This window comes from Micromonospora sp. NPDC049175 (genome assembly GCF_043197345.1).
Taxonomy (GTDB): Bacteria; Actinomycetota; Actinomycetes; order Mycobacteriales; family Micromonosporaceae; genus Micromonospora.
Genome location: NZ_JBICSY010000002.1, coordinates 851,281 through 875,461 on the forward strand (window position 1 = coordinate 851,281; position 24,181 = coordinate 875,461).

Sequence of the window (24,181 nt, forward strand, 5' to 3'; positions counted from 1 at the left end):
CGGACATCGGTGCCGGCCGCAGACTTACGGTGCCGGCCTCAGAACGCGCTGTGGTCGAGGTCGACGAGGCGGTGGCGCAGCGCCGTCAAGGACTGGGTGATCAGTCGGGAGACGTGCATCTGCGAGACGCCGACCCGGTCGGCGATCTGCGCCTGGGTCAGGTTGCCGTAGAAGCGCAGGCTCAGGATCTGGCGTTCGCGCTCCGGCAGCGTGGCGAGGGCCGGGTCCAGGGCGACGCGGATCTCGACGAGGTCGAATTCGTGGTCGTCGCCGCCGAGGGTGTCGCCGAGTTCCCGGCTGCCGTCCGCCCCGACCGGGGTGGACAGCGACGTGGCCCGGTAAGCGCGTGCGCCCTCCAGCCCTTCCAGGACGGTCTCCTCGGACAGGCCGAGGTAGGACGCGATGTCGGCCACTGTCGGCGAGCGACCGAGGTTCTGGGTCAGCACGCTGTTCGCCGCGCTTATCGACATGCGCATCTCCTGGAGGCGGCGGGGCACGCGCACCGCCCAGGTGCGATCCCGGAAATAGCGCTTGATCTCGCCGATGATTGTGGGAATGGCGTACCCGCTGAAGTCGACACCCCGGGTGTGGTCGAAGTTGTCCACGGCCTTGATGAGCCCGACCGAGGCGGTCTGGGTCAGGTCCTCGTCGGGTGCGCCGCGTCCCGAGTAGCGGCGCGCCAGGTGCCGGGCCAGCGGCAGCCATGCCTCGATGGTGCGATCCCGCAGTGCCCGGCGGCGCGGGTCGTGCGCCTCGGTCGCCGCCAGGGCGGTCAGGAGCTCATCGGGGCTGTGGTCGCTGCCCTTTTGGCCGACGCGGGTGCTGGTGGCCGATCTGACGATGCTGGTCATGGGGGTGGCCCTTCCCATACATGCCCGTCGATCGGATCGACCGGAAGATCTCCGAACCGGCTGCCGCCGAAGCGCACGTACGGGCGAACACGCGCTGTCGCGAGGCCACGATCACGGGCCTCACCACCGCGTCATGTCGTCCACTTGATGACCCACACCTTACCTGAAAGTCTTACCCATTAGTAGCTGAAAGTATGAGTGTGCGTGGTGGACGGGATCGCCGGATCAGCCGCGCCGATCTCCGTCGTCGCCGGCGGTCGGGCTCTGCGGGGCAGGCTGCACCGCGAACGGGTGGCGCAGCCGGCGCATGGCCTCCGCGCTGCCGTCGACGGGCACCGCCGACCCGTCCGGCCCGTCGGCGTTCGCCGTGGCGAGAAACAGGGCCGGTCGGCCGTTGTCGTTCGATGTCATGCAGGATCCTGTCTTCGGTGAGGGAGTGCGGCCGGGCCACGGGACGTCTCGCCCGATGAGTGCCGGGTCGGCGCCGCACGGCGGCGCCCGATCAGGGTGTCGTGCACGGGCGAACGCCCGGCGACACCGACACCTCGCACCATACCCGGCGCTGTCGATCCGCACGCGCCGCCGACGGACCCCGGTCCGACCGGACCGCCGACGACGGAGAATTCTGTAATCCCACCTGCCGGTGCCAGTCTCCGATCATGAGGGCGGTCAGCGCACACAGCGCGGGTCCGCGCGGATGAGCACCTGAGGAGTGACAGCCATGCCGTCAGCCGGTCGAGCACTACCCGATGTCGGGTTGGTCGTCGCGGCCCGACAGGGCGACCAGCGCGCCCTCGACGACGTCGTCGCGGCCTCGCTCCCGTTGGTCTACAACATCGTCGGGCGTGCGCTGCGGGGGCACGCCGACGTCGACGACGTCGTCCAGGAGACGTTGGTACGGGTGATCCGGCACCTGCCCGCGCTCAACGACCCGGCGGCGTACCGGTCCTGGCTGGTGGCGATCACCATCCGGCAGGTGCGCGACTGGGAACAGCGCCGACGTGTCGCGCTCAACCGCGACGCCGGGCTCGACGTCATCCACAACGTGCCCGACCCCGCCTCCGACTTCGCCGGCATGACGATCCTCCGGCTCGGTCTCACCGACCAGCGACGCGAGGTCGCCGAGGCGACCCGCTGGCTCGACCCGGATGACCAGGAGTTGCTCTCGCTGTGGTGGCTGGAGGAGACCGGCGAGATCACCCGCAACGAGGTCGCCGACGCGCTCAGCCTGTCGCCCGGACACGTCGCGGTGCGGATCCACCGGATGAAGGAGCAGATCCAGAGCGCCCGCGGCGTGGTCCGCGCGCTGCGCGCCCACCCTGGTTGCCCGGACCTGGCGACCGCGACCGCCGACTGGGATGGCACTCCCAGCCCGCTGTGGCGCAAGCGACTGGCCCGACACGTCCGCGACTGCGCGTTCTGTGGGCGGCTGGGCACCACCCTGCTGCCGATCGACCGGCTGCTCGCCGGACTGCCGATGCTGCCGTTGCCGGCGGATCTCAGCGCCCACTTCCCGGGCGCGGCGGTGTCTCCGGCAGGCGCGCAGGCCGTCGGGCATGAGCCCGCGACGGCCGGACACGCCGCCGGGCAGAGCCCAGCCGCCGGGCAGAGCCCAGCCGGTGGTGTGCCCACCGATGGGGGCGGCGGCCCGAGCGCTCTCGACCTCGCGGTGAACCGGCCCCGTGGCCTGCTCCCCTCTCTCGCCGCCGGGGTGGCCGCGGCCGTTCTCGCCATCACCGCGGCGGTGGTGATCCTGCCGGAGGATCCACCAGCACCCTCGTGGGCCGCCCCGCCGTCCGCGGCGCCCACCGCCGTCGCCCCGCCGAGCAGCCCGCCGTCGCCGAGCGCCCGACCCTCGTCGAAGGCCCCGGTCGCCCCGGCCGTCAGCTCCGCCCGCAAGGGCGTCGGGGTGTGGAACTTCGCCGGCGCCAGTCAGGCGCTGGCGAACTCGAAGGCCGGCTGGTACTACACGTGGGGCACCCAGCACCCGGGAATCAGCACGCCGCGGGGCGTGACGTTCGTGCCCATGATCCGTGGCGCGGAGAACGTCACCGCCGCCGAGTTGGCCCGGGCCAAGGCGGCGGGGCCGGACCTGCTCACCTTCAACGAACCGGACCTGCCCGAGCAGGCGAACATGACCGTCGAGCAGGCGTTGGACCTGTGGCCGCAGCTGATGGCGACGGGCAGCAGGCTGGGCAGCCCGGCGGTGGCCTGGGGCGGGCCGGATCCGCAGGGGTGGCTGGACCGGTTCATGACCGGTGCCCAGGCCCGGGGCCACCGGGTGGACTTCATCACGCTGCACTGGTTCGGCGCCGACTTCACGAGCGCCACCGCCGTCGATCAACTCCGGCAGTACCTGCAGGCTGTCTACCAGCGCTACCGGAAACCGATCTGGCTCACCGAGTTCGCCCTGATCCGCTTCGACTCCGGCCGTCAACAGTTCCCGAGCCAGGAGCAGCAGGCGGCCTTCCTCACCGCGGCCACCGCCATGCTCGGTCGACTGCCCTACGTGCAGCGTTACGCCTGGTTCGGCCTGCCCGCCACCGACCAGGACCGATCCGGGTTGTTCACGGACGGCACCGAGGCGACGGTCGTCGGCCGCGCCTTCCAAGCCGCCCGGTGAGCGGGGGCGGACGAATGGACGAGCACCGGACCGGCGACGCGCGCCACGGGTTCACCGCGCGCGCCTGGCGGATCGTCGGCGTCGCCGTGACCCTTGTCGCGACGGCGCTGGCCGTCGGTCTCACCCGAGGCTGGGGCAGCGCCGACCAGCCGCCCACCGCCCCGCCGGCCGCTCCGGTGACGACCGCGCCCGTGCTGCTCAACGGCACCGACGACGCCTTCATTCAACTGCTGATCCCGATGAACGAGGGTGTGCTCGCGTTGATCGAGCACCTCGACACCCGGCCGGCGGACGCGGATCCGTCGCTGCGGGCCCTTCTCGGCGAGGTCCGGGAGGCCCATCAGACGGAGTTGCGGGACCTCCGTGGGCTGCTGGCCGCGGGCAACGTCGCGGAGCTGGACATCCACGAGGGGCACCAGATGCCCGGCATGGTCACCGACGCCAGCCTCGCCGAGTTGCGCGGCGCGCCGGACGCCGAGGTGCCGGCCCGGGCGGCTGCCCTGCTCCGAGCGCACCTCGCGCAGACGGTGGTGCTGTGCAGGGGTGAGCAGACCGCCGGTGGGAGCCCGGAGCTGAAGGCGCTCGCCGGAAGGATCCAGCAGACGCGGACCACCGAGCTGAGCACCCTGGACAGTCGGCCCGGCGCGCCCGAGGCAGCGCCGGTCAACTGAGCATGCCGCCCAAAGGACCGGCCGATGCGGGCAGCTGACCTGCGGGCCGACATTCCCTCGTCGCGGGCGTTACGTCCCGCTCACCGTGCCGGCACGTCGGACGCCGCCGGCCCCGCTCGGCGTGCGACGCGGCGTACGCGGAGAACGTCGCCGCCCGACTCGACACCGACGGCGGGGTGGCGCGGTGGTCATCGTCGCGCGGCCGGGCGCGCCGCCGTCACCGCCTCGATCCTGACGGTGAGCGTCGGATGGCTGCTCGCGATCCTCGCCGCGCCACACGTCACCCTCTCGCCGGGTTGGCGGATGGTTGCCCTCTTCTGCCACCTGACCTGCCTCGTGGTGGGCTTCGGCGCGGTGCTGACGGTGGACTGGTTCAGCCTCCGTTGGCTGCTGCGCCGGGAACCGCTCGGCACCGTGCTGACCGCCGCGCGCGGTGCGCACCTGCTCATCTGGCTGGGCCTGGTGGGTCTGCTCGCCAGCGGCGCCGCCCTGCGCCCGGACACGTCGTCCGGGTTGGTCTGGGTCAAGCTGCTCGCGGTGCTGCTGGTCGGGGTCAACGGGCTGTTCCTCGGCCGGGTCCGGGAACGACTCGTCGCGGTGCGGGGCCGTCCACCCTGGTCCGCCCTGCTCCCCGGCGTCGCCGCCGCCACCCTCTCCCAGCTCGGCTGGTGGACCGCCACCCTCGTCGGTTTCTGGAACGCCAACAGCTGACGCCCACCGTCCGCAGTGCTGATCGAACTGCTGCGCTGACCGAGCTGCCGTGCTGATCGAGATCACCCAATAAGGGTAGGCTACCCTAATCGCGACATCGGGTAGTCGACGGAGGCGGTATGAGGATCTATCTGACCGCGCTCAACCCCACCGACGCTGTCCTGGAAGGGTTCCTCCCGGCGGCGGAGTCGCTGGGGCTGTCGGCCACGGTGCTGACCGACCGGCCCACCGAATGGCCGGCGGACGCACCGGTGACGCGCTGCGCGGTCCGGGACGCGGGCGCGGTGGTCGCGGCGACGGCGTCGAACCGGCCGGTGGCGCTACTGTCCAACAGCGACCATCTCCAGGAGGCCACCGCGATCGCCGCCCGAAAGCTCGGCCTGCCCGGCAAGGACCCGGACGCCGCCCGTCTCTGCAAGGACAAGGCCGCCGCCCGGCGGACCATCGCGACTGCCGGCCTCGATCTGGTCCGCACCGTCACCGTCGACCCCGGCACCGCGCCTGAGGTTTCGGCCGGGATGTTTCCGGCGGTGGTCAAACCCCGCGAGGGGGTGGCCAGCGAGGACGCGTACCTGGTGGCCGACCGACCCGAACTGGTCGCCCGGGTCGCCGAGATCCGCGGCCGGCGGCCGGACGCGGCCCTCGTGGTGGAGGAGTATCTCGCCGGGGAGGTGCGGACCTTCGAAACCCTCGGCGACGGCACGGATCTCGCCTCCCTCGGCGGGTGGCGCACCGCCCTCGGCCCGCCACCGACCTTCACCGAGGAGAGCCTTGCCTGGTCACCTCCGACCGAGCCGGCGAGCACCCAGCTGCGGGCGTGCCTCGACGCGCTCGGCGTCGGCCTCGGCGCCTGCCACACCGAGTACGTCGTCTCCGACGACGGCCGGGTCCGGCTCATCGAGGTGAACTACCGCCTCATCGGCGACCGGATGGACCTGATCCTCGCCGAACTGCTCGGCGTGCCGCTGTTCGAACACGTCATCCGGGTGCACCTCGGCGAACCGGTGGCCGCCCTCGGCCTACCCACCACCGTGGACAGGTACGCCCAGGTCGAGTACGTCTGCGCGGACCGGTCGGGCCGGCTCACCGCCGCGCCCGGCCCGCTGGACACCGGGCACGGCGAGGTCCGGCTGGGCTGCCGCCCGCTGCGCGCGGTGGGCCGCTTCGCCGAGCACACCGGCACGAACCGCGACTACCTGGCCGTGCTGCACGCGATCGGGCCGGACCGGGACAGCGTCCGGGCGTCGTTGGCAGCCTTCCGCGCCGACCTGAAATGGACCATCGTCGAGTGAGCGACGACTGCGAGCGGGAGGTGTTCACCCGGGTGCTCGACGCCCTGCTGCGCGAGGACCACCTCGGTCTGCTCAGCACCGGCCGCCCGGACGGGCCGGGCTGGTGGCAGGTGCCGCACCCCACCGGCCTGCTACGCATTCCGGTGCGGGTGGACGGCTTCCAGCAGGCCCTGCGCAGCGCCGTGCCGACGGTGCTGGTGCTGGCCGACGGCGCCACCCATCGGACGGACACCCTGGCCGGGCTGTTGACGCTGCTCGCCCCACGGGACAACGCCGAGGCGGCGGCCGGCTGGCGCGATTTCGACGCCGAGTGTCGCGCCGACCTCCGGGCCCGGCGGCTCGCCGCCCGGCACCGACCACGGGTCTTCGCCGAGGTGGCCGCCGCGCGCGCGAGCACCCCGACCGGGCTGCCGGCGGCGCTCCTGGACGACGTGCTCGCCGCCCACCACGGCCACCCCGTCTACCCCACCGACAGGTGCCGGCACGGTCTCACCGACGAAGAACTGCTCCGGTACGCCCCGGAGCACGCCCCGCGTCTCGCCCTGCGCTGGTACGCGGCCCCCGCCCGGGACGTCCGGCTCGCGGGCGAGCTGCCGTCCTGGTGGCCGCGCGCACCGCGACCGGATCAGCTGCTGCTGCCCGCGCATCCGATCACCGTGGCCCGCGACGCGCTCCCGGTGACCGACCTGCCGGTGACCCCGGTGCGGCCCACCCTCTCCATGCGGACGGTGGCGCTCGACGAGGACCCGTACCTGCATCTCAAGCTGCCGCTACCCACCGCGAGCCTCGGCGCCCGCAACCGACGCACCCTGCAGCCGGGCTCGCTCGCCGACGGCGCGACAGTCGCGGCGCTGCTCGACCGGACCGCGAACGCCGAACCCGCCTTCGCCGGGCGGATCCGGCACGCCGACGAGAGCACCTGGGCGCACGTCGACGGCGACGAGCGGCGCGGCTTCCTGCTGCGCCGGTTTCCGCGTGACCTGGCCGGGGTCCAGGTGGTGCCGGTCGCGGCCCTCGCCGCGACCGATCCGGTGGCGGGCACGGTCCTGGCCCGGATCAGCCCCGAACGGCCGGAGAGACTGCTGGAGTCCTACCTGGACCTGCTGCTCGACTGGCACGTCCACCTGTGGTTACGCCACGGCATCGCCCTGGAGGCGCACCCGCAGAACATCCACCTGCTGGTGTACCCCGACGCCACGGTCGGCCTGCTCTACAAGGACAACGACGGCGCTCGACTCGACACGCGGTACGGTGGCCCGCGCGGGCTCACCCTGCACGACGACCGGATGTGGGCGCGCGATCCGCAGGAGCTGGCCGACGTGTTCATCACCATCACCCTGCACCTGGCCGCCGCCGCGCCCCTGCTCGCCCTGGCCGCCCGGGGGCTGCCGGTGCCGTCCCCCGCCGAGGCGCTGGCGCCCCGGCTCGCCGCCGCCCGGGACCGGTGGGGCGACGGGCCGGCGGCACGGAGCCTCACCGACCAGGTCCTGCGCGCCGCCCAGTTGCCCATCAAGGCGATGCTCACCGCCGGCACCCTGCTGCCCAAGCAGCGGCTGGGCTGCGCCGACATCAACAAGTACTACCTGCGTACCGGCCCGAACTACCTCCGGGAGACACGATGACGAGCGTGCGGTTGTGCCCCCGGCCGGTCACCGCCACCGGCCAGCTCGCCGACCTGGCCGCCGCCCACGCCGTCTTCGGCTGCCTGATCCGCGAGCTCGCCCCGTCGGACGGTGCGCCGCTCGTCGTCGACGGTGCCGCCCGGGTGCTGCTGCGCCACCCGCACGTCACGCTGCGTTGCGCCGTCGCGCGGGTCGCGCCGCTCGGCGCACACCGCTACGCCGGCCCGGTGCAGCGGATGACCGACGACGGGCGCTGGGATGACCTGGACGCCGACGGGCTGGCCGCTCTGGTCGCGGCGGAACTCACCACCCGTACCGGCCTGGCGAACGACGAGTTCGTCGAGCAGGTCCGGGCCAGCCGGGACACCGTGGCCCGGCTGCTCGCCGAACGCCCGGCCGAGGATCCCGCCCCCACCGGCGAGCCCGCCATCGACGCGTACGTCGACTCGGAGCAGTCGCTTGTCTTCGGCCACCCGCACCACCCCACCCCGAAGTGGCGCAGCGGCGACCCGGACCACTGGCGGGCGTACGCGCCGGAGTTGCGCACCTCGTTCCGGCTGCGCTGGCTCGCCGTACCGGAGGACCTGGTCGCCGGCGTCGGGCCGTTCGATGCGCTGGTGGCCGCTCTCGACCCGCCCCGGCCCCCGCGCGGGCACCGCGTCCTGCCGGTGCATCCGTGGCAGCTGTCACTGCTCCCGCCCACCCACCCCGGGCTGCGTGACCTGGGGGAGGCCGGCGTGCCGGTGCGGCCGACGGCAAGCGTCCGCACCCTCTACGCCCCGGCGGCCGACCTGTTCGTCAAGACCAGCCTGCACGTGCGGATCACCAACTGCCTGCGCAAGAACGCCAGGTACGAACTGACCGGCGCGGTCGCCCTGACGGACCTGCTGGCCCGGGTGCCGCTGCCGGACGGGGTCGGGCTGCTCGCCGAGCCCGCCTACCGCACTGTCGACGTCCCCGGTCCGGACGAGGCGTACGGGACGATCCTGCGCACCGGCCTGCGCCCGCACCTGCGACCCGGGGACACCCCGATCCTGGCGGCGGCGCTGGCCGCCGAGCCGCTGGCGACACCGGACCCGGTGGCCTGGTGGCGGGCGTACGTGGAGTTGCTGGTGCCGGCGGTGCTGCGTTGCTGGCTCAGCCACGGCGTGGTGCACGAGGCGCACCTGCAGAACGTGGTCGTCGTGCTCGACCGCGACCGCCGCCCGGCACGCATGCTGCTGCGCGACCTGGAGGGGGTGAAGCTCGCCGCCGACAGGTGGGCCACCTGGCCGGACGGCGTTCCGGCGCAGGTCCGCTACGGCCCCTCGGACGCCCGCCACCGGATCGTCTACTGCCTGTTCGTCAACCACCTCGGTGGCATCAGCGGAGCTCTCGCCGACGCGCGGCCGGGCATCGAACGGCGGCTGTGGCAGGAGCTGCGGGCCGTCGTCGAGGCGGTCGCCGCCGACCTCGACGACCCGCCCGAGCTGCGCGCGCTGCTCGACGGCGAGCCGCTTGTGGCGAAGGCCAACCTCCTGGTGCGCTGGCGACGCGACGCGGACCGGGCCGCGCCGTTCGTGCCGGTGCCCAACCCGATGGGCCGGGCCCGGTGACCCGCCCGGTCTACGTCCACGACCTCGACGCGCTGGCGGCACACGCCGCAACCATTCGGGCGGCGCTGCCCCGGCCGGTCGAGCTGCTCTACGCGGTGAAGGCCAACCCGGACCCCGGCGTACTGCGGACCCTCGCCCCGGTCGTGGACGGGTTCGAGGCCGCGAGCCGGGGCGAGCTGCGGAGACTGGCCGAGGTGCTGCCGGGCCGCGCCGCCGCCGCGTACGCCGGGCCGGGCAAGACCGACGCGGACCTCGCCGCCGCGCTGGCCGCCGGAGTCCGCCGCGTCCACGTCGAGTCTCCCGCCGAGCTGCGGCGACTCGGCGCGCTGGCCGCCGCCTCGGGCCGGTCCGCCCAGGTGCTGCTCCGGGTGAACCTGCCGGTCGACGCGCCCGGCGCGAGCCTGCTCATGGGTGGCGGGCCCAGCCCGTTCGGCATGGACCCGGCCGACGCGGTGGAGTGTGCCCGCCGCCCGCCCGCCGGCATCGACGTACGCGGAGTCCACGCGCATCTGGCCAGCGGGTTGGACGCCCCGCTCGCCGGCGCGGTCGCCGCCGCCGTGGTCGAGTGGGCGGTCACCGAGGTCGGTGCCGCCGAGGTCGACGTCGGCGGGGGGATGGCCGTCGACTACGCCGACCCGGCCGCACGATTCGACTGGGTCGGCTACGGCCGGGCGCTGGCCGACGTCCTCGACGCGCACCCCGGGGTGCGGCTGCGTATCGAGCCGGGCCGGTCGGTCACCGTCTACTGCGGGGCGTACCTCACCGAGGTCATCGACGTGAAGCGCTCCCACGGCGAGTGGTTCGCGGTGGTGGCCGGCGGCACCCACCACCTGCGCACGCCTGCGGCGAAGGGACACCCGCAGCCGTTCACCGTGCACCGGCGGCGCGGGTCCGACGCGGCGCGCACCGACGGCGGGCCGGTCACCGTGGTCGGGCAGCTCTGCACCCCGAAGGACGTCCTGTCCTCCTCGGCCACCGCCGGGCCGATCGGCGTGGGTGACGTGCTGGCCTTCGCCATGGCCGGCGCGTACGCCTGGAACATCAGCCACCGGGACTTCCTGCTGCACGAACCGCCGCTCTTCCGCACCGGTGACCCGCTCCGGGTGGCCGCCGAATGGGCTGCCCGAGACGACGCGGTCGTGCTGCGAAGTTCGTAGCGCCCGCCGCTGGGGGGACGCGTCAACGAGCGATCGCGGCTGGTTTCTGGCACCGTGGGTACGGCGCGACGTGTTGCCGAGTTGCCGGTGACGGCCGTATCGAGGGGGTTACGTGGACTTCACGCTGTCGACGCGGCAGGGGCGGATCGGCACCGTGGTGGAGGTCGCCGGCGACCTCGACATGAGCACCACGCCCGAGCTGCGGGACCAACTACGTCAGCTGGTGGAGAGCGGCGTGCAGGTGGTGGTGGTCGACCTGAGCGGCGTCGGTTTCCTGGACTCCAGTGGCCTGGGCACGCTCGTGGTCGCCTACAAGGACCTGCGGGAGCGGGGCGGCTCGCTCTCCCTGGCCGGGGTCGGTCGCTCGGTGCGCACGGTGTTGTCGATCACCTCGGTGGACCGCGTCATCGACGTCTTCGACACCGTGGACGACGCCGAGGAGGCGGCGCGGGTGGTGTCGTGACCGCAGTCACTAGGGGAGGGCGCTGGCGCGGGCGGTGTCCGCGCCGGCGGTGCTCGAACGTGATCCGTCACCCCCGTACCAGTCGATGATGAGCAGGGTCGCGTCGTCGGCCAGGACCGGTCCGGCGATTGCCAGCACCGCGTCGGACAGCGCCCGGACCGCCTCGCGGGGATGCAGGTGGGAGATGCCGAGCAGGGCGGCGGGCAGGTCCAGGTCGGCGGCGTTGCGTTCGCGCATCCCGTCGGTGACGATGACCAGCCGGTCGCCGGGCCGCAGGGGCACCAGCCCGCTGCGGTAGCCCTCGTCGGGAAACATGCCGAGCGGGAAGTTGGCGGGCAACTCCAGCGGCGTGGCCCGGCCGTCCCGGACCAGCATCGGCGGGACGTGCCCGGCGTTGAGCAACTCGCACCGCCCGGTGGTCAGGTCGATGCGGCCCAGCACGGCTGTCACGTAGGCCCCGCGTACGTTCGCGTGCTCGGCGACGGCCCGGTTCGCTCCCTCGGCCTGTGCGATCAGGCTGTCGCCGCGGCGGCGGGTGTTGCGCAGGCTACCCACGCCGAGGGTGGCGGTCAGCGCGCTGGCCACGCCGTGGCCCATCGCGTCGGTGACGCTGACGTGCAGCACGTCGCGGGCCACGCTGTAGTCGAAGGTGTCCCCGCCGACGCTGGCGGCGGGCTCCAGCCAGCCGGAGAGCGCGAACGAGCCGGCCTCGCAGGTGAACGAGGCGGGCAGCAGGCGGCGTTGGATCTCGGCGGAGAGCGTGAACGGGGTGCTGCGTTGCCCCCATTCGAACAGGTCGGTGTGCCGGCGGTTGGCGATGACCACGAACGCCAGCGCGTGTGCGGTGCGGGCGATCTCCGCGATCGCGGCGGTGTCCGGCTCGTCGGGCAGGCCTATTTCCAGCAGGCCGATGGCCTCGCCGCGCTCGGTGACGGGTGCGAGCACCGTCCAGTGGCCGTCTCCGGGGAGCACGAGCGTGGTCTGCTGGCGCAGCGCCTGCTCGTAGGGCCCGCCGTCGAACGGAAAGACCTCGGCGGCCTCCGTGCCCTGACGCCGACCGGGGCGGCCGCTGATCGGCTGGTGGGTCAGCCGGACCAGTGCCCGGCCGCTGAGGTCGGCGATGAGCAGCGAGACGTCGAGCGCGTCCAGCGCCGTGGCGATGGTGCCGGTGACGGCCTCGACGGCCTCGACCGGAGCGGCCTCCTCGGCTGACTGGAGCATCCCGGCCAGCACGGCCTGATCGTTGTCCTCCACCCGTCGAGCATAGGCAACCAACGGAGGCGCCGACATGGTCTGCCAGCGGCGCGGCTCGGCGGCGAAACCGGGTGGTTCCGCCGCCGAGCCGGATCTACCGTTGCTGTCCCGCGACGTTCGCCGGGTTCAGCTGCGGCTCCATCGTTGGTTGGCCGCGCCGTTGCAGTCCCAGATCTGGACGCGCGTGCCGTTGGCCGTGCCGCTGCTGACCACGTCCAGGCACCGGCCCGAACCAACGCCGGTGATCGAGCCGTTGGCGTTTACCGTCCACCGCTGGTTGGACTGGCCGTTGCAGTCCCAAATGATCACCGAGCTGCCGTTCGCGGTGCCGGCGCCGTTGACGTCGAGACACTTTCCGCCGAAGACGCGCAGCTCCCCGGCGGCGGTCGCGGTCCAGCTCTGGTTGCTCTGGCCGTGGCAATCCCAGATGATCGCCGCCGCGCCGTTGGTCTGCGAGGCCCCGTTGACGTCCAGGCACCGCCCGGAGGACGCGTTACGCAGGGCCGACGTGCCGCCCGGTGGCGGAGTGGTCGGGCTGGAGGTGGGTGACGTGGTGGGTGACGTGGTCGGGGTCGGCGTCGGGTCGGTGCTGCCGAACTGGGTGAAGAACCTCCACACCTCGCCCTTGGTCCAGGTCCGGGCGCCGCTCTCGCCGCCGCCGTCCACCGGGCCGGGGCCGTGCCCACCGTCGAAGGCGGCCCACACCACCGGGTAGCCGGCTCGGCAGCCGGAGTAGGTGGTGATGACGTGGGTCTGGCTGCCCGCTCGTGGCTCGGGCGGGTTCTGCGCGGTGCACCCGTTGTTCCGGACGAACCTGTCCCGCAGGGACCGTCCGGCGGAGATGTTCAGCACCGGGTCCCCGATGCCGTGGATCCCCATGTACGCGATCGGCTGGGTGCCGCCGCTGCAGCCGCTGAGCTGCCCGCCCGAGTAGACCGCGACGGCCCGGAAGACTGTCGCCCGGGAACAGGCGAGCGAGTAGCTCATGCCGCCGCCGTAACTGAAGCCGAGCGCGAAGAGCTGCGTGGTGTCGACGCACAGGTCCGCCTCGATCAGGCTGATCATGTTGTCGACGAACGTGACGTCCTGGCCGTTGGGGTTGGCCCAGCCGTTGCCGTTGCCCTGGGGGGCGACGAAAATGGTGCTGTTGTTCGCCTGCTGCCGCAGCCCGTAGTAGGACCAGGCCGCCCCATCCGACCCGCCACCGTCGACGTCGCCTGCGGTGCCGCCGTTCCAGTGGAATCCGAAGATCAACCGGTACGGGTGGTTCCGGTCGTAGTTGTCCGGGATCCGCAGGATGAAGCTACGGTTCTGGCCGCTGCTCTGGATGGTCCGCTGACCGCTTGTCAACGTGGGTGCCTTGCCGCACCCGGCGGTCGCCGCGGCCGGGGCGATGTCCGCGGCCGACGCGGTGGTGCCCAGGCCGCCGGCCAGTGCCCCCGCGCTCACGGTCACGACGACAGCCGCGGCCGTTGCCAACAGGCCAAGGATGGGTCTACGTCTTGTCACGATGGGGCTCCTGCCACTCGACACGAACTGACTGAGACGCACGGTTGGCCTCGCCGCCCACGCGGGACCAGGTGGTCGTCGAATCGTCGGCGGCCGACACCGTGGATGCCCGACACCTTCGACCGGTCGCCCCCGGTTGGTGCCGGGGCCCCGACTCGGCCTCGAATCGATTCGACCCGACGCTAGATCGGACAGTGAAGTATGTCAATGCTGTGTCCGGCAGGTTGCGAGCACGGAGGGGAATTCTGGGGGTAGGGCCTACCCCACCGACAGCCCTCCCGCTCACTGGCTGTCATCCGGGCGGGCCACTTCATAGCGTTACGGGAGAGTCATTAAACACAACTCCTGATGCTCCGGAGGTGGCCAATGAACCCTTCCATCGAAGACCCGATTGCCAGGAATCGGGCACCGTCCAACAAGCCCACTCGGATCGTCGACGTCGACGCGTTGCGCGCCGCGGCGCTGCTCCTCATCCTGATCGTCAACATCGCCTTCTTCGCCTCCGGCTACGCCTTCCAGTTGGTTCCGGATCCCGCGCACGACTCGTGGGGTGACCAGGCGGTCGTGTGGCTGGTCGAGGCGCTCTTCGCGATGAAGGCGTATCTGCTCTTCTCCTTTCTGTTCGGCTACAGCTTCACGCTCCAGCTCGATTCCGCCGCACGGCGAAACGTCGACTTCGCACCACGATTCCGGCGACGACTGGCCGGGCTCTTCGTGATCGGCATCCTGCACGCGGTGCTGCTGTTCCACGGCGACATCCTGACCACGTACGCATTGCTCGGTCTGGTCCTTTTCGCCATGCGCCGAGTCAGCGTCGGGACCGCGGTGCGTATCGCCGTACTGGTGACCGGCGGGATCGGCTTCGTCCTCGCGCTCGCCGCCACCGGCGGGGTGGAGCTGGTCACCGATCCGGCGACGGCACTCGCGGCCGGGCAGAGGTCGACCGAGGCACTGCAGGGTGGGCTCGGCTCGGTGATCGCCGAGCACGTACGCCAGCTGCCGGCGATGGTCGGCGCGCTCCTCGTGCAGGGGCCGCTCGCCTTCTCGGCCTTCCTCTTCGGTTACGCGGCCGGGCGACGCCGGCTACTCGCCACCGTCGGCGAGAACCGGCAGCTCCTGCGCCGGGTGCAACAGGTGGGCTATCCGGTCGGCCTGGCCGGTGGCGTGATCTTCGCTTCGGGCGGGGGCACCGCCAACCTGACCGGTCTGACGGCGGGCGTGCTCACCGCGCCTCTGCTCGCGGCGGCGTACGCGGCCAGCCTGCTCCAGTTCTTCAGGAGCGACCGGGGGCGGCGGGTCGTCGCCGTACTCGCGCCGGCCGGCCGGATGTCCCTGTCGAACTACCTGGGTCAGTCGCTGCTCTGCGTGCTGGTGTTCACAGGCGTTGGTCTGGGCCTCGCCGGCACCGTCGCACCCGCTGTCGTCATCCTCATCGCGGTCGCGATCTACGGCGTGCAGCTCGCCGTCAGCGCGGCGTGGATGGCGCGGTTCCAGTACGGGCCGATGGAGTGGTTGTTGCGGGCCTGGACCGAGCGGCAGTGGCCACCGTTGCGCGCCGCCCACACCAGCCCGGCATTGCATCGATAGGTCTCCACGTCTTGGCAGCGAAGCGTGCCTCCGCTACCGTCCATGGGAACGCTCCCACCAACTTGGAAACGTCTATGTGACCAGGAGGCAACACGTCGTGGCTATCCTCTCCTCGCTCCGCCGCAGATCGGTAGCCACCAGCCTGGCGGCCGTCGCGGGCGCCACCGCCGTCGGCGTCTGCCTCACCGTCGGCACCGCCTCCGCCGGCACGCTGTCCGGATCGCTCTACCGCGACCCGAGTTCGGCAGTCGTCCGCTGGGTCGCCGCCAACCCCGGCGACTCGCGGGCGGCCGTCATCCGCGACAAGATCGCGAGTCAGCCCCAGGCCCGTTGGTTCGCCAACTTCAACCCCTCCACAGTGCAGTCCGAGGTGTCCGGGTTCATCGGTGCCGCCAACGCGGCACAACAGATCCCGGTGCTGGCGGTCTACGAGATCACCAACAGGGACTGCGGCGGGGCGAGCGCCGGTGGGGCGCCGGACCTCAACCAGTACCAGACGTGGGTGTCCAACTTCGCCAGGGGACTGGGCAACCAGACCGTCATCATCATCCTGGAAACCGACTCGCTCGCCCTGCTGACGTGCCTGAGCAGCGGCGAGATCAACGCGCGCAACCAGGCGATCTCGACGGCCACCCGGACCATCAAGTCGGGCAACCCCAACGCCAAGGTGTACCTCGACGCCGGTCACTCCACCTGGAACAGCGCGGGTGAGACGGCCAATCGGCTCCGGGCGGCCGGCGTGCAGTACGCCGACGGCTTCTTCAGCAACGTGTCGAACTACAACTCCACCTCCAGCGAGGCGAACTTCGGCCGGGCGGTCATCTCCGCCCTCAACGGCATGGGCCTCTCGGGCAAGCGCCAGGTCATCGACACCAGCCGTAACGGTGGCGCCAGTGGTGACTGGTGCGGTGACGACAACAGCGACAGGCGCATCGGGCAGTACCCGACGACGAACACCGGCGACAGCAACATCGACGCGTACCTCTGGGTGAAGCCGCCGGGTGAGGCGGACGGCTGCCGCTACACGGCCGGTTCGTTCCAGCCCGACCTGGCCTACAGCCTGGCCAACGGCGTGCCCAACCCGCCCACCACGGCACCCCCGACGACCGCCCCGCCGACCACGGCGCCCCCGACGACCGCCCCGCCGACCACGGCGCCCCCGACCACGGCCCCGCCGACGACCGCGCCGCCGACCACGGCGCCGCCGACCACCCCGCCGCCGACCGGTAACGGTTGCTCCGCGTCGGTGGTGGTCAACCAGTGGTCCGGCGGTTTCACCGCGAGCGTGACGGTCACCGCCGGCTCCGCGGACATCAACGGCTGGACCACGACCATCACGCTGCCCAGCGGCGCGGCGGTCACCGGCGTCTGGAGCGCCCAGGCCAGCGGCACCAGCGGGACCGTCAGCTTCACGAACGTGGGCTACAACGGACGCGTCGGCGCCGGGCAGTCGACGAACTTCGGCTTCCAGGGCACCGGCACCGGCCCGGGCGCGACGGCCATCTGCGCGGCCAGCTGACCCCACTCGACGTCACGGGCCCGGCGCGGAGCACCACGCTCCGCCCCGGGCCCGTCCGCGTCGGGGCCGGCGACGGATCAGCCGGGACGGCAGCCGGCGGATGCGTCGGCTCAGGCGCTCTCGTCCACGACTCACACCTGAGCCACGGATTGTCCGACCGATGGTAGGTCGGGACGACGACTGGCGCTCTCCCGGTGTCTTCTCCGGCGGGACATCTCGTGGCCGGCGAGCAACGCGAACGCCGCGGCCGTCAGCAGGCCACCGAACAACGGGATGACGCGCACCCCGATCGTCGCCAGCAGGCCCGCGCCAATGAGCGAGCCGGCGGCGAGGCCGACGTTGAACGCGACGCTGAGGCTGGCCGACGCCATGTCGGTGGTCGACGGGGCCACCTGCATGACGCGGTGCTGGATTCCCGCGATCAGCGAGCTGAAGGACATCCCCGCCACGGCGAGCAACGGGATCGTCAGTGCCCTGCTCCCGCCGACCGCGTAGAGGCCGAGCATCGCGGCGGTGATGAGCCCGAGGAGACCCAGCACGACACCGAGCGGGAACCGGTCCAGCACCCGGCCGACCGCCCAGGTGCCGGCGACGCCGAACGAGCCCTGGACGAAGAGCAGCAGGCCGAGAGATGCGGCGGCGAACCCGCTGACGTCGAGGAGGAAGACTGTCATGTAGGTGAACGCGCCCATGGCGCCGGTGACCGCGAGGACGGTGGCGACGAGGAGCACGACGAAGCGGTGTCGATCCGGCGGGGGCCCGACGTCGCCCGCACCCTGAAGTGGCGTGACGCTCGGCAGGAGCAGGGCGACAGCGAGGCAGGTGACGAAGCCGAGGACGGCCATCGCGACGAAGGCGGCCCGCCACCCGGCCTGCCCGCCCAACCAGGTGCTCAGTGGCACGCCGAGGACCGGGCCGAGAGCGTTGCCGATCGACAGTCGAGCCACGATCCGGCCTCGGATGTGCGGAGGGAACATCGAGATCGCGACGGGGAACACCACCGCCCAGAAGACCCCGTTGGTGGTGGCGGACACCAGTCGCGCGGCGAGCAGCACCTCGTAGGACGTCGCGACGGCCGACACCGTCGTCGCCGCGGCGAACACACCGAGTGCGCTGACGAGCAGCGGGCGTCGGGGCACTCCCCGAGTGACCCGGGTCAGCGGGAGCGCCACGATCATGACCACCACGGCGTACCCGGTCACCAGCAGGCCGGCCTCGGATCTGGTGCGTCCCAGGTCTGGCGCGATGAGGGTGAGCAACCCGATCGGAAGCACCTCGGTGGTGACGTAACAGAAGGTGGCGGCGGACAGTGCGGCGAGGGCATATGCCGCGCGTCGTTGGTGCGCCATCGGCCACCTCCCAGATCCTGAACGCGGTCCAAGCCGCTCCGGTGTGATTCCAGCTAAGCGGGTTTTGACGGTAGCATAGACCGGTGGGAATCTCGTTCCCCGATCGGTGCGTAACCTCCTTCGATGGATTAGGGGGTAGCCTTTTCGGCATGCCACTCGACGTGTCCCAGCTGCCGTTGGTCGGCGGGCACCCGGTGCTCGACCTGGTCAACACACTCGAACGAGGGGGCGGGTCGCCGCACGACTTCCTGTCCGACAGCTCCGCCCTGCTGCGCTGGTCGGTCCGGGTGGGCGTGCTCAGCGACGTGGAGGCCGACCAGGTCGACCGGGCGTGGTGCGACGAGCCCGCGGCGGCGCAGGCGGGACTGGCCGCCGTGCGGGACATCCGTGAGGGACTGCATCTCGTCCTGCTCGCGACGATCACGGACGCGGACGGCGCGACGGCGGGTGACCCGGTCGCGGCCGGCGCCGCGCTCGTCGCCCTCCACCAGCGCTGGTCCGGCGCGGCCGCCCGAGCACGATTCGTGCTCGACTCGTCGCGGGTGCTGCTGACCTACGGCACGGTGCCGACCATGCTGGTGCCCGACCGGATCGCCGGGGCCGCCCTCGACGTCATGCTGACGGCCGACCTGACCCGGGTGCGCCGCTGCCCGGTGCGCGAAGGTGGTTGTGGCTGGCTGTTCCTCGACCAGAGCCGCAGCGGGTCCCGTCGCTGGTGCCGCATGGCCGACTGCGGCAACGTGGTGAAGGCGCGGCGGCTCACCGAGCGTCGCCGTGCCGCCCGGACGGCACGCTCGTAGGCAGCAGGCGAGAGCGCCCCAGCACCTCGGTGACCCGGGTGAACCCGTCGGTGCCGTGGCCCAGCCCGATCACGCGGCGGGCCATGCCCTCGGCCGCGCGCATCACGCCCGCGTCGATGCCGTGAGCCTCGGAGGTGTGGACGATGTGGGCCATCGACGACACCGCCGAGGTGATGGGGTTGTCCTCGCCGGAGAAGCTGCCGCTGTCCACCTCCTCCGCGGCCTGCTCGAAGATCGGCGGAAGGATCGCGCCGATGCCGGCGGCGAACGGCGCCAGCTCCCGCGCGGTGACACCCTCCGCCCGCGCCACCGCCAGCGCGTGCGCATAGCCCGCCATCGCGGTCCAGAAGATGTCGAGCAACGCGATGTCGTACGCCGCGGCCCGGCCGATCTCCTCGCCCAGGTGGGTGTGGGTGCCGCCCAGCGCGTCCAGCACCTGACGGTGCGCCCGATAGAGATCTGACGGGCCACTGTGGAGGAACACCCCGGCCGGCGTCCCGATGGAGGTGGTCGGCGTCATGATCGCCCCGTCCAGGTACCCGATGCCGTGCCCGACCGCCCACTGCGCGGTGTCCCGGGCCCGGCCCGGAGTGTCCGCGGTCAGGTTCGCCACCGTGCGCCCCCTGAGCGCGTCGATGACCGCGTCGCGTCTCAGGATGGCGTCCGAGGCGTCGTAGTTCACCACGCAGACCACCGTCAGCCCGCTCGCGGCGACCGCCTCCTCGGCCGACCGGGCGGCGACGGCACCCCGCTCGACCAGGTCCCGTCCCCGGCCCGGGGTCCGGTTCCAGACCGTGGTCGGCAGGCCGGCGTCCACGAACGCGCCGGCCAGGGCCCGCCCCATCGGCCCCAGGCCCAGCACCGTGACAGACTTTTCGGAGTACGAGGACATGCTTCAGCTCCCAGAAAGTATAGGAAAAAGAGCGAATAGGACGAACATGACGCGCAGTCGTGCACAGGACCTGAACGTCTGCGGGGTGACCGCCGCGATCGCCGTGATCGACGGCAAATGGAAGACGGCGCTGCTCTGGCTGCTGGAATCCGGTCCCCGCCGTCCCGGCGAGCTGCGCCGGCAACTGCCGGGTCTCACCGAGAAGGTGTTGACTCAGGCGCTCCGCGAGATGGAGACCGACGGACTGGTGCACCGGGAGGTGCACGAGGTGCTGCCCCTGAAGACCGTCTACTCCCTGACCGCGTTCGGCCGGGACCTCTCCGAGGCGTTGGCTCCCGTCGCCGACTGGGGCCACCGTCGCCTGGAGAAGCTCACCGAGGCCGACGGGCCTCCCGCGCCATCACCCACCTCCCCGTGATCCCGGCCCCGCGACCCGCCACAACCAGATTCACCCGGCGCCCGATGCGCCGACAAGTACCCACAAAAAAGTGGCTACGGTGCGGGTCGGCGCATCAGGAATCCAGCGGAGGGAGGCGCCATGCCCGAGAAGGTGAGCACCAGCCGACTTCAGCTGCGAGGAGGTGGGCATCCAGGTGCCGGGCGGCAGCGTCCGCCCAGGTGAGGATCCGGCGGACGCCGCGCTGCGCGAGGCCCGCGAAGAGACCGGGCTGACGGGGCTCACCGTCGTGCGCAAGCTGGGGGAGATCGAGTACGACATCAGCCCGCTCCGCTTCGAGATCCAGCGTCGTCACGTCGTCGACTGACCAGATCCCCACGGCTTGTCGAGGTTGGTCTCGCGCCGCGCACTCGACGGGCACGGTGCCGGCCCACGCCGCAGGGCGGACGCCGGCCGGCACCACAAGTCGATCGCGGCACGCCCGTAGCTACAGGCCAGCGCTGGTCTTACCCAGGATGTCGGCGAGTGCGTCGAAGTCGACGTCCTGCCCTTCGGTGATGTCGACGGTCTTGCGCTCGCCGTTGCCCATCGCCCGGAGGAACCCCTTGACCGCGGGGACGTCCGTCGCGTTGAACACCATGAACGAGACCTTGGCCTTGGCCACCGCGATGACGGCCGCGTAGTGGCCGTTCTTGAGGTAGTGCGGCTTGCCGTACTGGAGTCGTTCCTCCACGCCTGGAACCGTCTTGTCGATCATCGCGCGCAGCTTCTCGCAGACCTCGACCTGCCACGGCTGCGTCTTGTTGATGTACTGGGTGACCTCGTCGTTCACAGTTTCTCCCTGATCGGTGCTCACTGGTCTTCCGGACGTGTCGTAGCCGAGGGTCGGTGACCGCCTCGCTCTTACTCTGCACTGCCACCCGCCTCGGGCGAATCCGCCGGCCGTACCCCCGGCCCGGCGGCCCCGGTGCGCCGGGGGTTGACGATGCCGAAAACGACTGGTGCGTCGCCGCCCCGGCGGGCCAGAGTGAGTCGTGATCACCGTCCAGCGGATACGTGTGCGGTGGGGCGCGGCTGCCCGCGGCGCGCCGCAGGCGAATGCGCGACGCGGGCTGTGTCGTCCGGTGCTGCTTCCTCCGTCACTGCCGGCCGGTGACGTGGTCGTCCACGACGTACTCGCCGATGAGGCAAACGGATACACGCGTCAGGACGAGGTAGTCGGTGGCGGTGTGGGGCGTGCTCACGACCTCGGCCTGTGGCTGTCGACGGAAACCACGAGGTTGGTGGTCGACCGGCTACCCGGTCGGGCCGCCTACCCTCGCCAGAGTGGTCCAGGCCGTCTCTTCACGCTGCTTCCCGGGCAGGTCGGCCGGTACCGGGCAAACTTCCGGTTCACCGTCACCAGCTGCGCGTGCAATCCGAGCTGGTACTACGAGGATTGGCTGATTCTCGTGGCCAACGACCAGGTGCGACGCGACGAGTTCATCTCCCGCAGGCCCGACCATGACGTCGACCACCGCGTTCACCTCTACGGCGGGTGATGCCGCCGTACGGCTGATCAGCGTTCGTCCGCGGTGGCTGGCGCGATCTGGTCGAGGTGCGCAGCGACGGTGGCCTTGGCGGTTGCGTTCGACGTCCGGCCGGGGCGCAGGAGGGCGTGCAGGATCACGCCGTCGACGAGGGCATAGAGACGCTCCGCCTCGACCAACTGATCGAGCCCGGGCCGGAGCGCACCGGCGTCGGCCAGTCGCCGGATCATTGTGATGAAGGCATCGGTGAGGATTTTGTCGATGTCCCTGCGCAGGCCGGCCATTGTCGGTTCGACGACGGCGCGTGCCGTGAACGCGAGCCACACCTCGCACTCGCCGCGCCGTGGCCGGTCCAGCGGCAGCATCTCGTCGATCATCGACCGGACCACCGCACGCTGGTCGCCCGTGGTGTCCACGGCTCGGATCCGCCCCTCGATCCGTTCTCCCACCAGCCGTAGGGCGAATCCGAGAAGCTCGGACTGGCTGGTGAAGAAGTGGCGCAGCGAACCCATCGACAAGCCGGCCTCGCGTGCCACGTTTCGCACGGATGCCTGCTCGAGGCCGTCGCGCATCACGATCCGCCAGACCGCCTCGGCGAGCTCGGTCCGTCGGGCCTGCGCATCCACCAACTTCGGCACCACTTTTTATAACACACTCGTGCTACCTTCTTGTGCTAACACAACTGTGCTAGATAAACGGGGGCATCTGTGTCACGTCGAGAACATCCCTGGTTCATGGCAGCGGTGGTCGGTTGGATCGCACTCAACGGCGCGGTACTGCTCCTCGCGCCCGGCGACGCACCCTTCGACTGGCCGGCGCAGCACGACCCGCCATCCGGGATCGGCCAGGTGATCGCCGCTCAGGCCACCCTCGTCGAGTTGGTGCTGCTCGCCGCCGTCACATTCGCGCTCACCCGCGGTCGACCCGCACCGATGATCGCCGAGCGCGCACCGACGCTCCCGACCGCTCGCCGGGAAACAGGACTCGTCCTGGCGTACGGCGTCCTCGCCCAACTCGGTGGCCTGCTCATCGCCCGAGCGCTCGGCTGGCACCCGATCGGCTTCCACCTGGCCGGTACGCTCGTCGGCACCACCGATCCGGTCGGGCCCGCCGAGGCGCTCGGCTGGGCCACGTACAACGTCGTGGTCTACGCGCTGTTGCCACTCCTGTGGTTCCGGCGGCGTTACACCGCCCGCCAGTTGTGTCTGCGCTCGGCGGATCGGCGCGGCGACGTCATCCTCATCCTCGCCGTGCTGGTCCTCGAATCGCTCGCGCAATGGGTGGTGCTCGGTCACGCGTTCGCCGGCCTGGCCCCGGGCCAACTCGCCGTCGGAGTGCCACTGACATTCCTGCTGTACTTCGCCGGCACGGTGCTGCCCACAGTCATCTTCGTGCAGGGCATCCTCGTCCCCCGATACGCCCGTCTGACCGGCTCCACCACCGCGACCCTCGTTCTCGGCGGCCTGACGTACGCGGCACTGCACGTGTTCGAGGGCTGGGGCAGGTTCGGGTCGCCGCGCGAGGCCACGCTGACGATCCTGTTCGTGCTCCTCATCTACACGGTGCCCGGTGCATTCAAGACCTGGCTCACCGTACGGACCGGAAACGCCTGGGTGCACGCCTGGGCGTACCACGCCTTCGCGCCACACACGATGCACGACGCCGGGTTGATAGTTCGGATCTTCCGCCTCTGACATCTGCGGCTCTGCCACCGGCCCGCCGCAGCACCGTCGAACCCCCGGGCCAATCCGTGCCACTCCAGGTCGACGCGGAGGTCACCATGCTTGTCACGACGAGGTACGTTCACAGCGATCGAGCGCGCCAGTCGCTCAGTCCAGGCAACGAAGGACGAGTCCATGTCCACTCTGTACGAGTTTGCCGGCGGCGACGAGGCGCTGCATCGTCTCGAGGAACTGTTCTATACGAAGGTGCTGGACGACCCCGTGCTGCGCGGCGTGTTCCCCGCTCGCCAGCCGAGCCATGTCGAACACCTCACGTGGTTCACGGCCGAGTCCTTCGGCGGCCCGGACAGGTTCACCGGCGGATTGGGATTTCAGCACATCATCGATGTCCACCGCCATCTGAAGATCACCGACGAGCAGCGGGAGCGGTTCATCGCCCTCTACCTCGAAGCGATCGATGAAGCCGGCCTACCGGACGATGACGCTTTCCGCGCGGCCGTGCGCGAACACCTCGAGTTCGGCGCCCGCGTGGCCCAGCAGAACTCGCATGCCGAGAGCGACGACCAGCTGCATCCGATCCGTGAAGTTCCCGCGTGGACGTGGTCGCGGCAGTCTGATTCGGCATGAAGATGGCCGGCATGAGACTTGTCTACTCGGGCGCGGGAACCCCCGCGCCCG

At 71.5% G+C, this 24,181-nt stretch carries 24 protein-coding genes; 16 read left to right on the top strand and 8 right to left on the bottom strand.

All coding sequences use genetic code 11. From position 1 onward, the window contains the following. Window positions 1-38: 38 nt before the first annotated feature. The gene (locus tag ACGFH8_RS10900) at window positions 39-851 is read right to left on the bottom strand and encodes an RNA polymerase sigma factor SigF (RefSeq protein WP_393365992.1); all 813 of its coding nucleotides are present in this window, start codon (window positions 849-851) and stop codon (window positions 39-41) included. A gap of 225 nt (window positions 852-1,076) precedes the next feature. After that, window positions 1,077-1,262 (bottom strand): hypothetical protein, encoded by a 186-nt coding sequence (locus tag ACGFH8_RS10905; RefSeq protein ID WP_393365993.1) that lies wholly within the window; start codon window positions 1,260-1,262, stop codon window positions 1,077-1,079. A 310-nt stretch (window positions 1,263-1,572) separates the two neighbouring features. On the opposite strand from ACGFH8_RS10905, the gene ACGFH8_RS10910 reads away from it, so the two are divergent. The 8 genes from ACGFH8_RS10910 (at window position 1,573) to ACGFH8_RS10945 (ending at window position 10,985) form a co-directional block, all read left to right on the top strand. After that, window positions 1,573-3,474, top strand: coding sequence for a sigma-70 family RNA polymerase sigma factor (locus ACGFH8_RS10910; protein WP_393365995.1), 1,902 nt, complete (start codon window positions 1,573-1,575; stop codon window positions 3,472-3,474). A gap of 14 nt (window positions 3,475-3,488) precedes the next feature. Continuing rightward, window positions 3,489-4,145, top strand: a complete 657-nt coding sequence (locus ACGFH8_RS10915) for a DUF305 domain-containing protein (protein ID WP_393365997.1) — start codon at window positions 3,489-3,491, stop codon at window positions 4,143-4,145. A gap of 24 nt (window positions 4,146-4,169) precedes the next feature. Then, entirely contained in the window at window positions 4,170-4,856 is a 687-nt protein-coding gene (locus tag ACGFH8_RS10920) for a hypothetical protein (protein WP_393365999.1), read from the top strand. 119 nt (window positions 4,857-4,975) lie between these two features. Beyond that, window positions 4,976-6,148 carry an acetyl-CoA carboxylase biotin carboxylase subunit family protein gene (locus ACGFH8_RS10925; protein ID WP_393366001.1) on the top strand — a complete coding sequence of 391 codons (1,173 nt, stop codon included), beginning with the start codon at window positions 4,976-4,978 and terminating at the stop codon, window positions 6,146-6,148. After that, window positions 6,145-7,770 (top strand): IucA/IucC family protein, encoded by a 1,626-nt coding sequence (locus ACGFH8_RS10930; RefSeq protein ID WP_393366003.1) that lies wholly within the window; start codon window positions 6,145-6,147, stop codon window positions 7,768-7,770. Before ACGFH8_RS10925 ends, ACGFH8_RS10930 begins: the two co-directional genes overlap by 4 nt. Continuing rightward, entirely contained in the window at window positions 7,767-9,365 is a 1,599-nt protein-coding gene (locus tag ACGFH8_RS10935; protein WP_393366005.1) for an IucA/IucC family protein, read from the top strand. Before ACGFH8_RS10930 ends, ACGFH8_RS10935 begins: the two co-directional genes overlap by 4 nt. Beyond that, on the top strand, window positions 9,362-10,522 hold the full coding sequence (locus ACGFH8_RS10940) for an alanine racemase (protein ID WP_393366007.1): 1,161 nt from the start codon (window positions 9,362-9,364) through the stop codon (window positions 10,520-10,522). Before ACGFH8_RS10935 ends, ACGFH8_RS10940 begins: the two co-directional genes overlap by 4 nt. A gap of 112 nt (window positions 10,523-10,634) precedes the next feature. Then, on the top strand, window positions 10,635-10,985 hold the full coding sequence (locus ACGFH8_RS10945) for an STAS domain-containing protein (RefSeq protein ID WP_393366008.1): 351 nt from the start codon (window positions 10,635-10,637) through the stop codon (window positions 10,983-10,985). A 9-nt stretch (window positions 10,986-10,994) separates the two neighbouring features. On the opposite strand, the gene ACGFH8_RS10950 is transcribed toward ACGFH8_RS10945, so the two are convergent. Both ACGFH8_RS10950 and ACGFH8_RS10955 read right to left on the bottom strand, forming a co-directional pair. Next, entirely contained in the window at window positions 10,995-12,239 is a 1,245-nt protein-coding gene (locus ACGFH8_RS10950; protein ID WP_393366009.1) for a PP2C family protein-serine/threonine phosphatase, read from the bottom strand. 126 nt (window positions 12,240-12,365) lie between these two features. After that, a complete protein-coding gene (locus ACGFH8_RS10955; protein ID WP_393366011.1) occupies window positions 12,366-13,748 on the bottom strand; it encodes a lectin in 1,383 nt (460 codons plus the stop codon). A gap of 366 nt (window positions 13,749-14,114) precedes the next feature. Between ACGFH8_RS10955 and ACGFH8_RS10960 the strand changes: the two genes are divergently transcribed. Further along, entirely contained in the window at window positions 14,115-15,335 is a 1,221-nt protein-coding gene (locus ACGFH8_RS10960) for a DUF418 domain-containing protein (protein WP_393366013.1), read from the top strand. 97 nt (window positions 15,336-15,432) lie between these two features. Next, window positions 15,433-16,854: a glycoside hydrolase family 6 protein gene (locus tag ACGFH8_RS10965; RefSeq protein ID WP_393366015.1), complete on the top strand. Its 1,422-nt coding sequence runs from the start codon at window positions 15,433-15,435 to the stop codon at window positions 16,852-16,854. Between the two features lie 131 nt (window positions 16,855-16,985). On the opposite strand, the gene ACGFH8_RS10970 is transcribed toward ACGFH8_RS10965, so the two are convergent. After that, window positions 16,986-18,203: an MFS transporter gene (locus ACGFH8_RS10970; protein WP_393366017.1), complete on the bottom strand. Its 1,218-nt coding sequence runs from the start codon at window positions 18,201-18,203 to the stop codon at window positions 16,986-16,988. 149 nt (window positions 18,204-18,352) lie between these two features. On the opposite strand from ACGFH8_RS10970, the gene ACGFH8_RS10975 reads away from it, so the two are divergent. Continuing rightward, on the top strand, window positions 18,353-19,003 hold the full coding sequence (locus ACGFH8_RS10975; RefSeq protein WP_393366018.1) for a CGNR zinc finger domain-containing protein: 651 nt from the start codon (window positions 18,353-18,355) through the stop codon (window positions 19,001-19,003). Here ACGFH8_RS10975 and ACGFH8_RS10980 read toward each other — a convergent pair. Next, entirely contained in the window at window positions 18,963-19,895 is a 933-nt protein-coding gene (locus tag ACGFH8_RS10980) for an NAD(P)-dependent oxidoreductase (protein WP_393366020.1), read from the bottom strand. The genes ACGFH8_RS10975 and ACGFH8_RS10980 overlap by 41 nt on opposite strands. Before the next feature lie 46 nt (window positions 19,896-19,941). Here ACGFH8_RS10980 and ACGFH8_RS10985 point away from each other — a divergent pair, with 46 nt between their 5' ends. Next, on the top strand, window positions 19,942-20,313 hold the full coding sequence (locus ACGFH8_RS10985) for a winged helix-turn-helix transcriptional regulator (RefSeq protein WP_393366022.1): 372 nt from the start codon (window positions 19,942-19,944) through the stop codon (window positions 20,311-20,313). Window positions 20,314-20,476: 163 nt separating this feature from the next. After that, window positions 20,477-20,659, top strand: a complete 183-nt coding sequence (locus ACGFH8_RS10990) for an NUDIX domain-containing protein (protein ID WP_393366024.1) — start codon at window positions 20,477-20,479, stop codon at window positions 20,657-20,659. A gap of 120 nt (window positions 20,660-20,779) precedes the next feature. On the opposite strand, the gene ACGFH8_RS10995 is transcribed toward ACGFH8_RS10990, so the two are convergent. Beyond that, window positions 20,780-21,124 carry a DUF1801 domain-containing protein gene (locus tag ACGFH8_RS10995; protein ID WP_393366026.1) on the bottom strand — a complete coding sequence of 115 codons (345 nt, stop codon included), beginning with the start codon at window positions 21,122-21,124 and terminating at the stop codon, window positions 20,780-20,782. 292 nt (window positions 21,125-21,416) lie between these two features. On the opposite strand from ACGFH8_RS10995, the gene ACGFH8_RS11000 reads away from it, so the two are divergent. Next, a complete protein-coding gene (locus ACGFH8_RS11000; RefSeq protein ID WP_393366028.1) occupies window positions 21,417-21,833 on the top strand; it encodes a hypothetical protein in 417 nt (138 codons plus the stop codon). Window positions 21,834-21,850: 17 nt separating this feature from the next. Here ACGFH8_RS11000 and ACGFH8_RS11005 read toward each other — a convergent pair whose 3' ends face one another. After that, window positions 21,851-22,393 (bottom strand): TetR family transcriptional regulator C-terminal domain-containing protein, encoded by a 543-nt coding sequence (locus ACGFH8_RS11005; RefSeq protein WP_393367070.1) that lies wholly within the window; start codon window positions 22,391-22,393, stop codon window positions 21,851-21,853. Window positions 22,394-22,555: 162 nt separating this feature from the next. Here ACGFH8_RS11005 and ACGFH8_RS11010 point away from each other — a divergent pair, with 162 nt between their 5' ends. Together ACGFH8_RS11010 and ACGFH8_RS11015 are read left to right on the top strand one after the other, a co-directional pair. Continuing rightward, window positions 22,556-23,515 (top strand): hypothetical protein, encoded by a 960-nt coding sequence (locus tag ACGFH8_RS11010; RefSeq protein WP_393366030.1) that lies wholly within the window; start codon window positions 22,556-22,558, stop codon window positions 23,513-23,515. A gap of 162 nt (window positions 23,516-23,677) precedes the next feature. Continuing rightward, window positions 23,678-24,130: a group II truncated hemoglobin gene (locus tag ACGFH8_RS11015; RefSeq protein WP_393366032.1), complete on the top strand. Its 453-nt coding sequence runs from the start codon at window positions 23,678-23,680 to the stop codon at window positions 24,128-24,130. The last annotated feature ends 51 nt before the right edge of the window (window positions 24,131-24,181 follow it).

Excerpts from the sequence above, each read along its gene's own strand:
- ACGFH8_RS10920 (WP_393365999.1), top strand. The coding sequence starts at position 4,170 with ATGCGGGCAGCTGACCTGCGGGCCGACATTCCCTCGTCGCGGGCGTTA.
- ACGFH8_RS10910 (WP_393365995.1), top strand. The coding sequence starts at position 1,573 with ATGCCGTCAGCCGGTCGAGCACTACCCGATGTCGGGTTGGTCGTCGCG.
- ACGFH8_RS10925 (WP_393366001.1), top strand. The coding sequence starts at position 4,976 with ATGAGGATCTATCTGACCGCGCTCAACCCCACCGACGCTGTCCTGGAA.
- ACGFH8_RS10985 (WP_393366022.1), top strand. The coding sequence starts at position 19,942 with ATGACGCGCAGTCGTGCACAGGACCTGAACGTCTGCGGGGTGACCGCC.
- ACGFH8_RS10975 (WP_393366018.1), top strand. The coding sequence starts at position 18,353 with ATGCCACTCGACGTGTCCCAGCTGCCGTTGGTCGGCGGGCACCCGGTG.
- ACGFH8_RS11015 (WP_393366032.1), top strand. The coding sequence starts at position 23,678 with ATGTCCACTCTGTACGAGTTTGCCGGCGGCGACGAGGCGCTGCATCGT.
- ACGFH8_RS10905 (WP_393365993.1), bottom strand. The coding sequence starts at position 1,262 with ATGACATCGAACGACAACGGCCGACCGGCCCTGTTTCTCGCCACGGCG.
- ACGFH8_RS10915 (WP_393365997.1), top strand. The coding sequence starts at position 3,489 with ATGGACGAGCACCGGACCGGCGACGCGCGCCACGGGTTCACCGCGCGC.
- ACGFH8_RS10900 (WP_393365992.1), bottom strand. The coding sequence starts at position 851 with ATGACCAGCATCGTCAGATCGGCCACCAGCACCCGCGTCGGCCAAAAG.
- ACGFH8_RS10970 (WP_393366017.1), bottom strand. The coding sequence starts at position 18,203 with ATGGCGCACCAACGACGCGCGGCATATGCCCTCGCCGCACTGTCCGCC.
- ACGFH8_RS11005 (WP_393367070.1), bottom strand. The coding sequence starts at position 22,393 with ATGCGCGACGGCCTCGAGCAGGCATCCGTGCGAAACGTGGCACGCGAG.
- ACGFH8_RS11010 (WP_393366030.1), top strand. The coding sequence starts at position 22,556 with ATGGCAGCGGTGGTCGGTTGGATCGCACTCAACGGCGCGGTACTGCTC.
- ACGFH8_RS10980 (WP_393366020.1), bottom strand. The coding sequence starts at position 19,895 with ATGTCCTCGTACTCCGAAAAGTCTGTCACGGTGCTGGGCCTGGGGCCG.
- ACGFH8_RS10935 (WP_393366005.1), top strand. The coding sequence starts at position 7,767 with ATGACGAGCGTGCGGTTGTGCCCCCGGCCGGTCACCGCCACCGGCCAG.
- ACGFH8_RS10960 (WP_393366013.1), top strand. The coding sequence starts at position 14,115 with ATGAACCCTTCCATCGAAGACCCGATTGCCAGGAATCGGGCACCGTCC.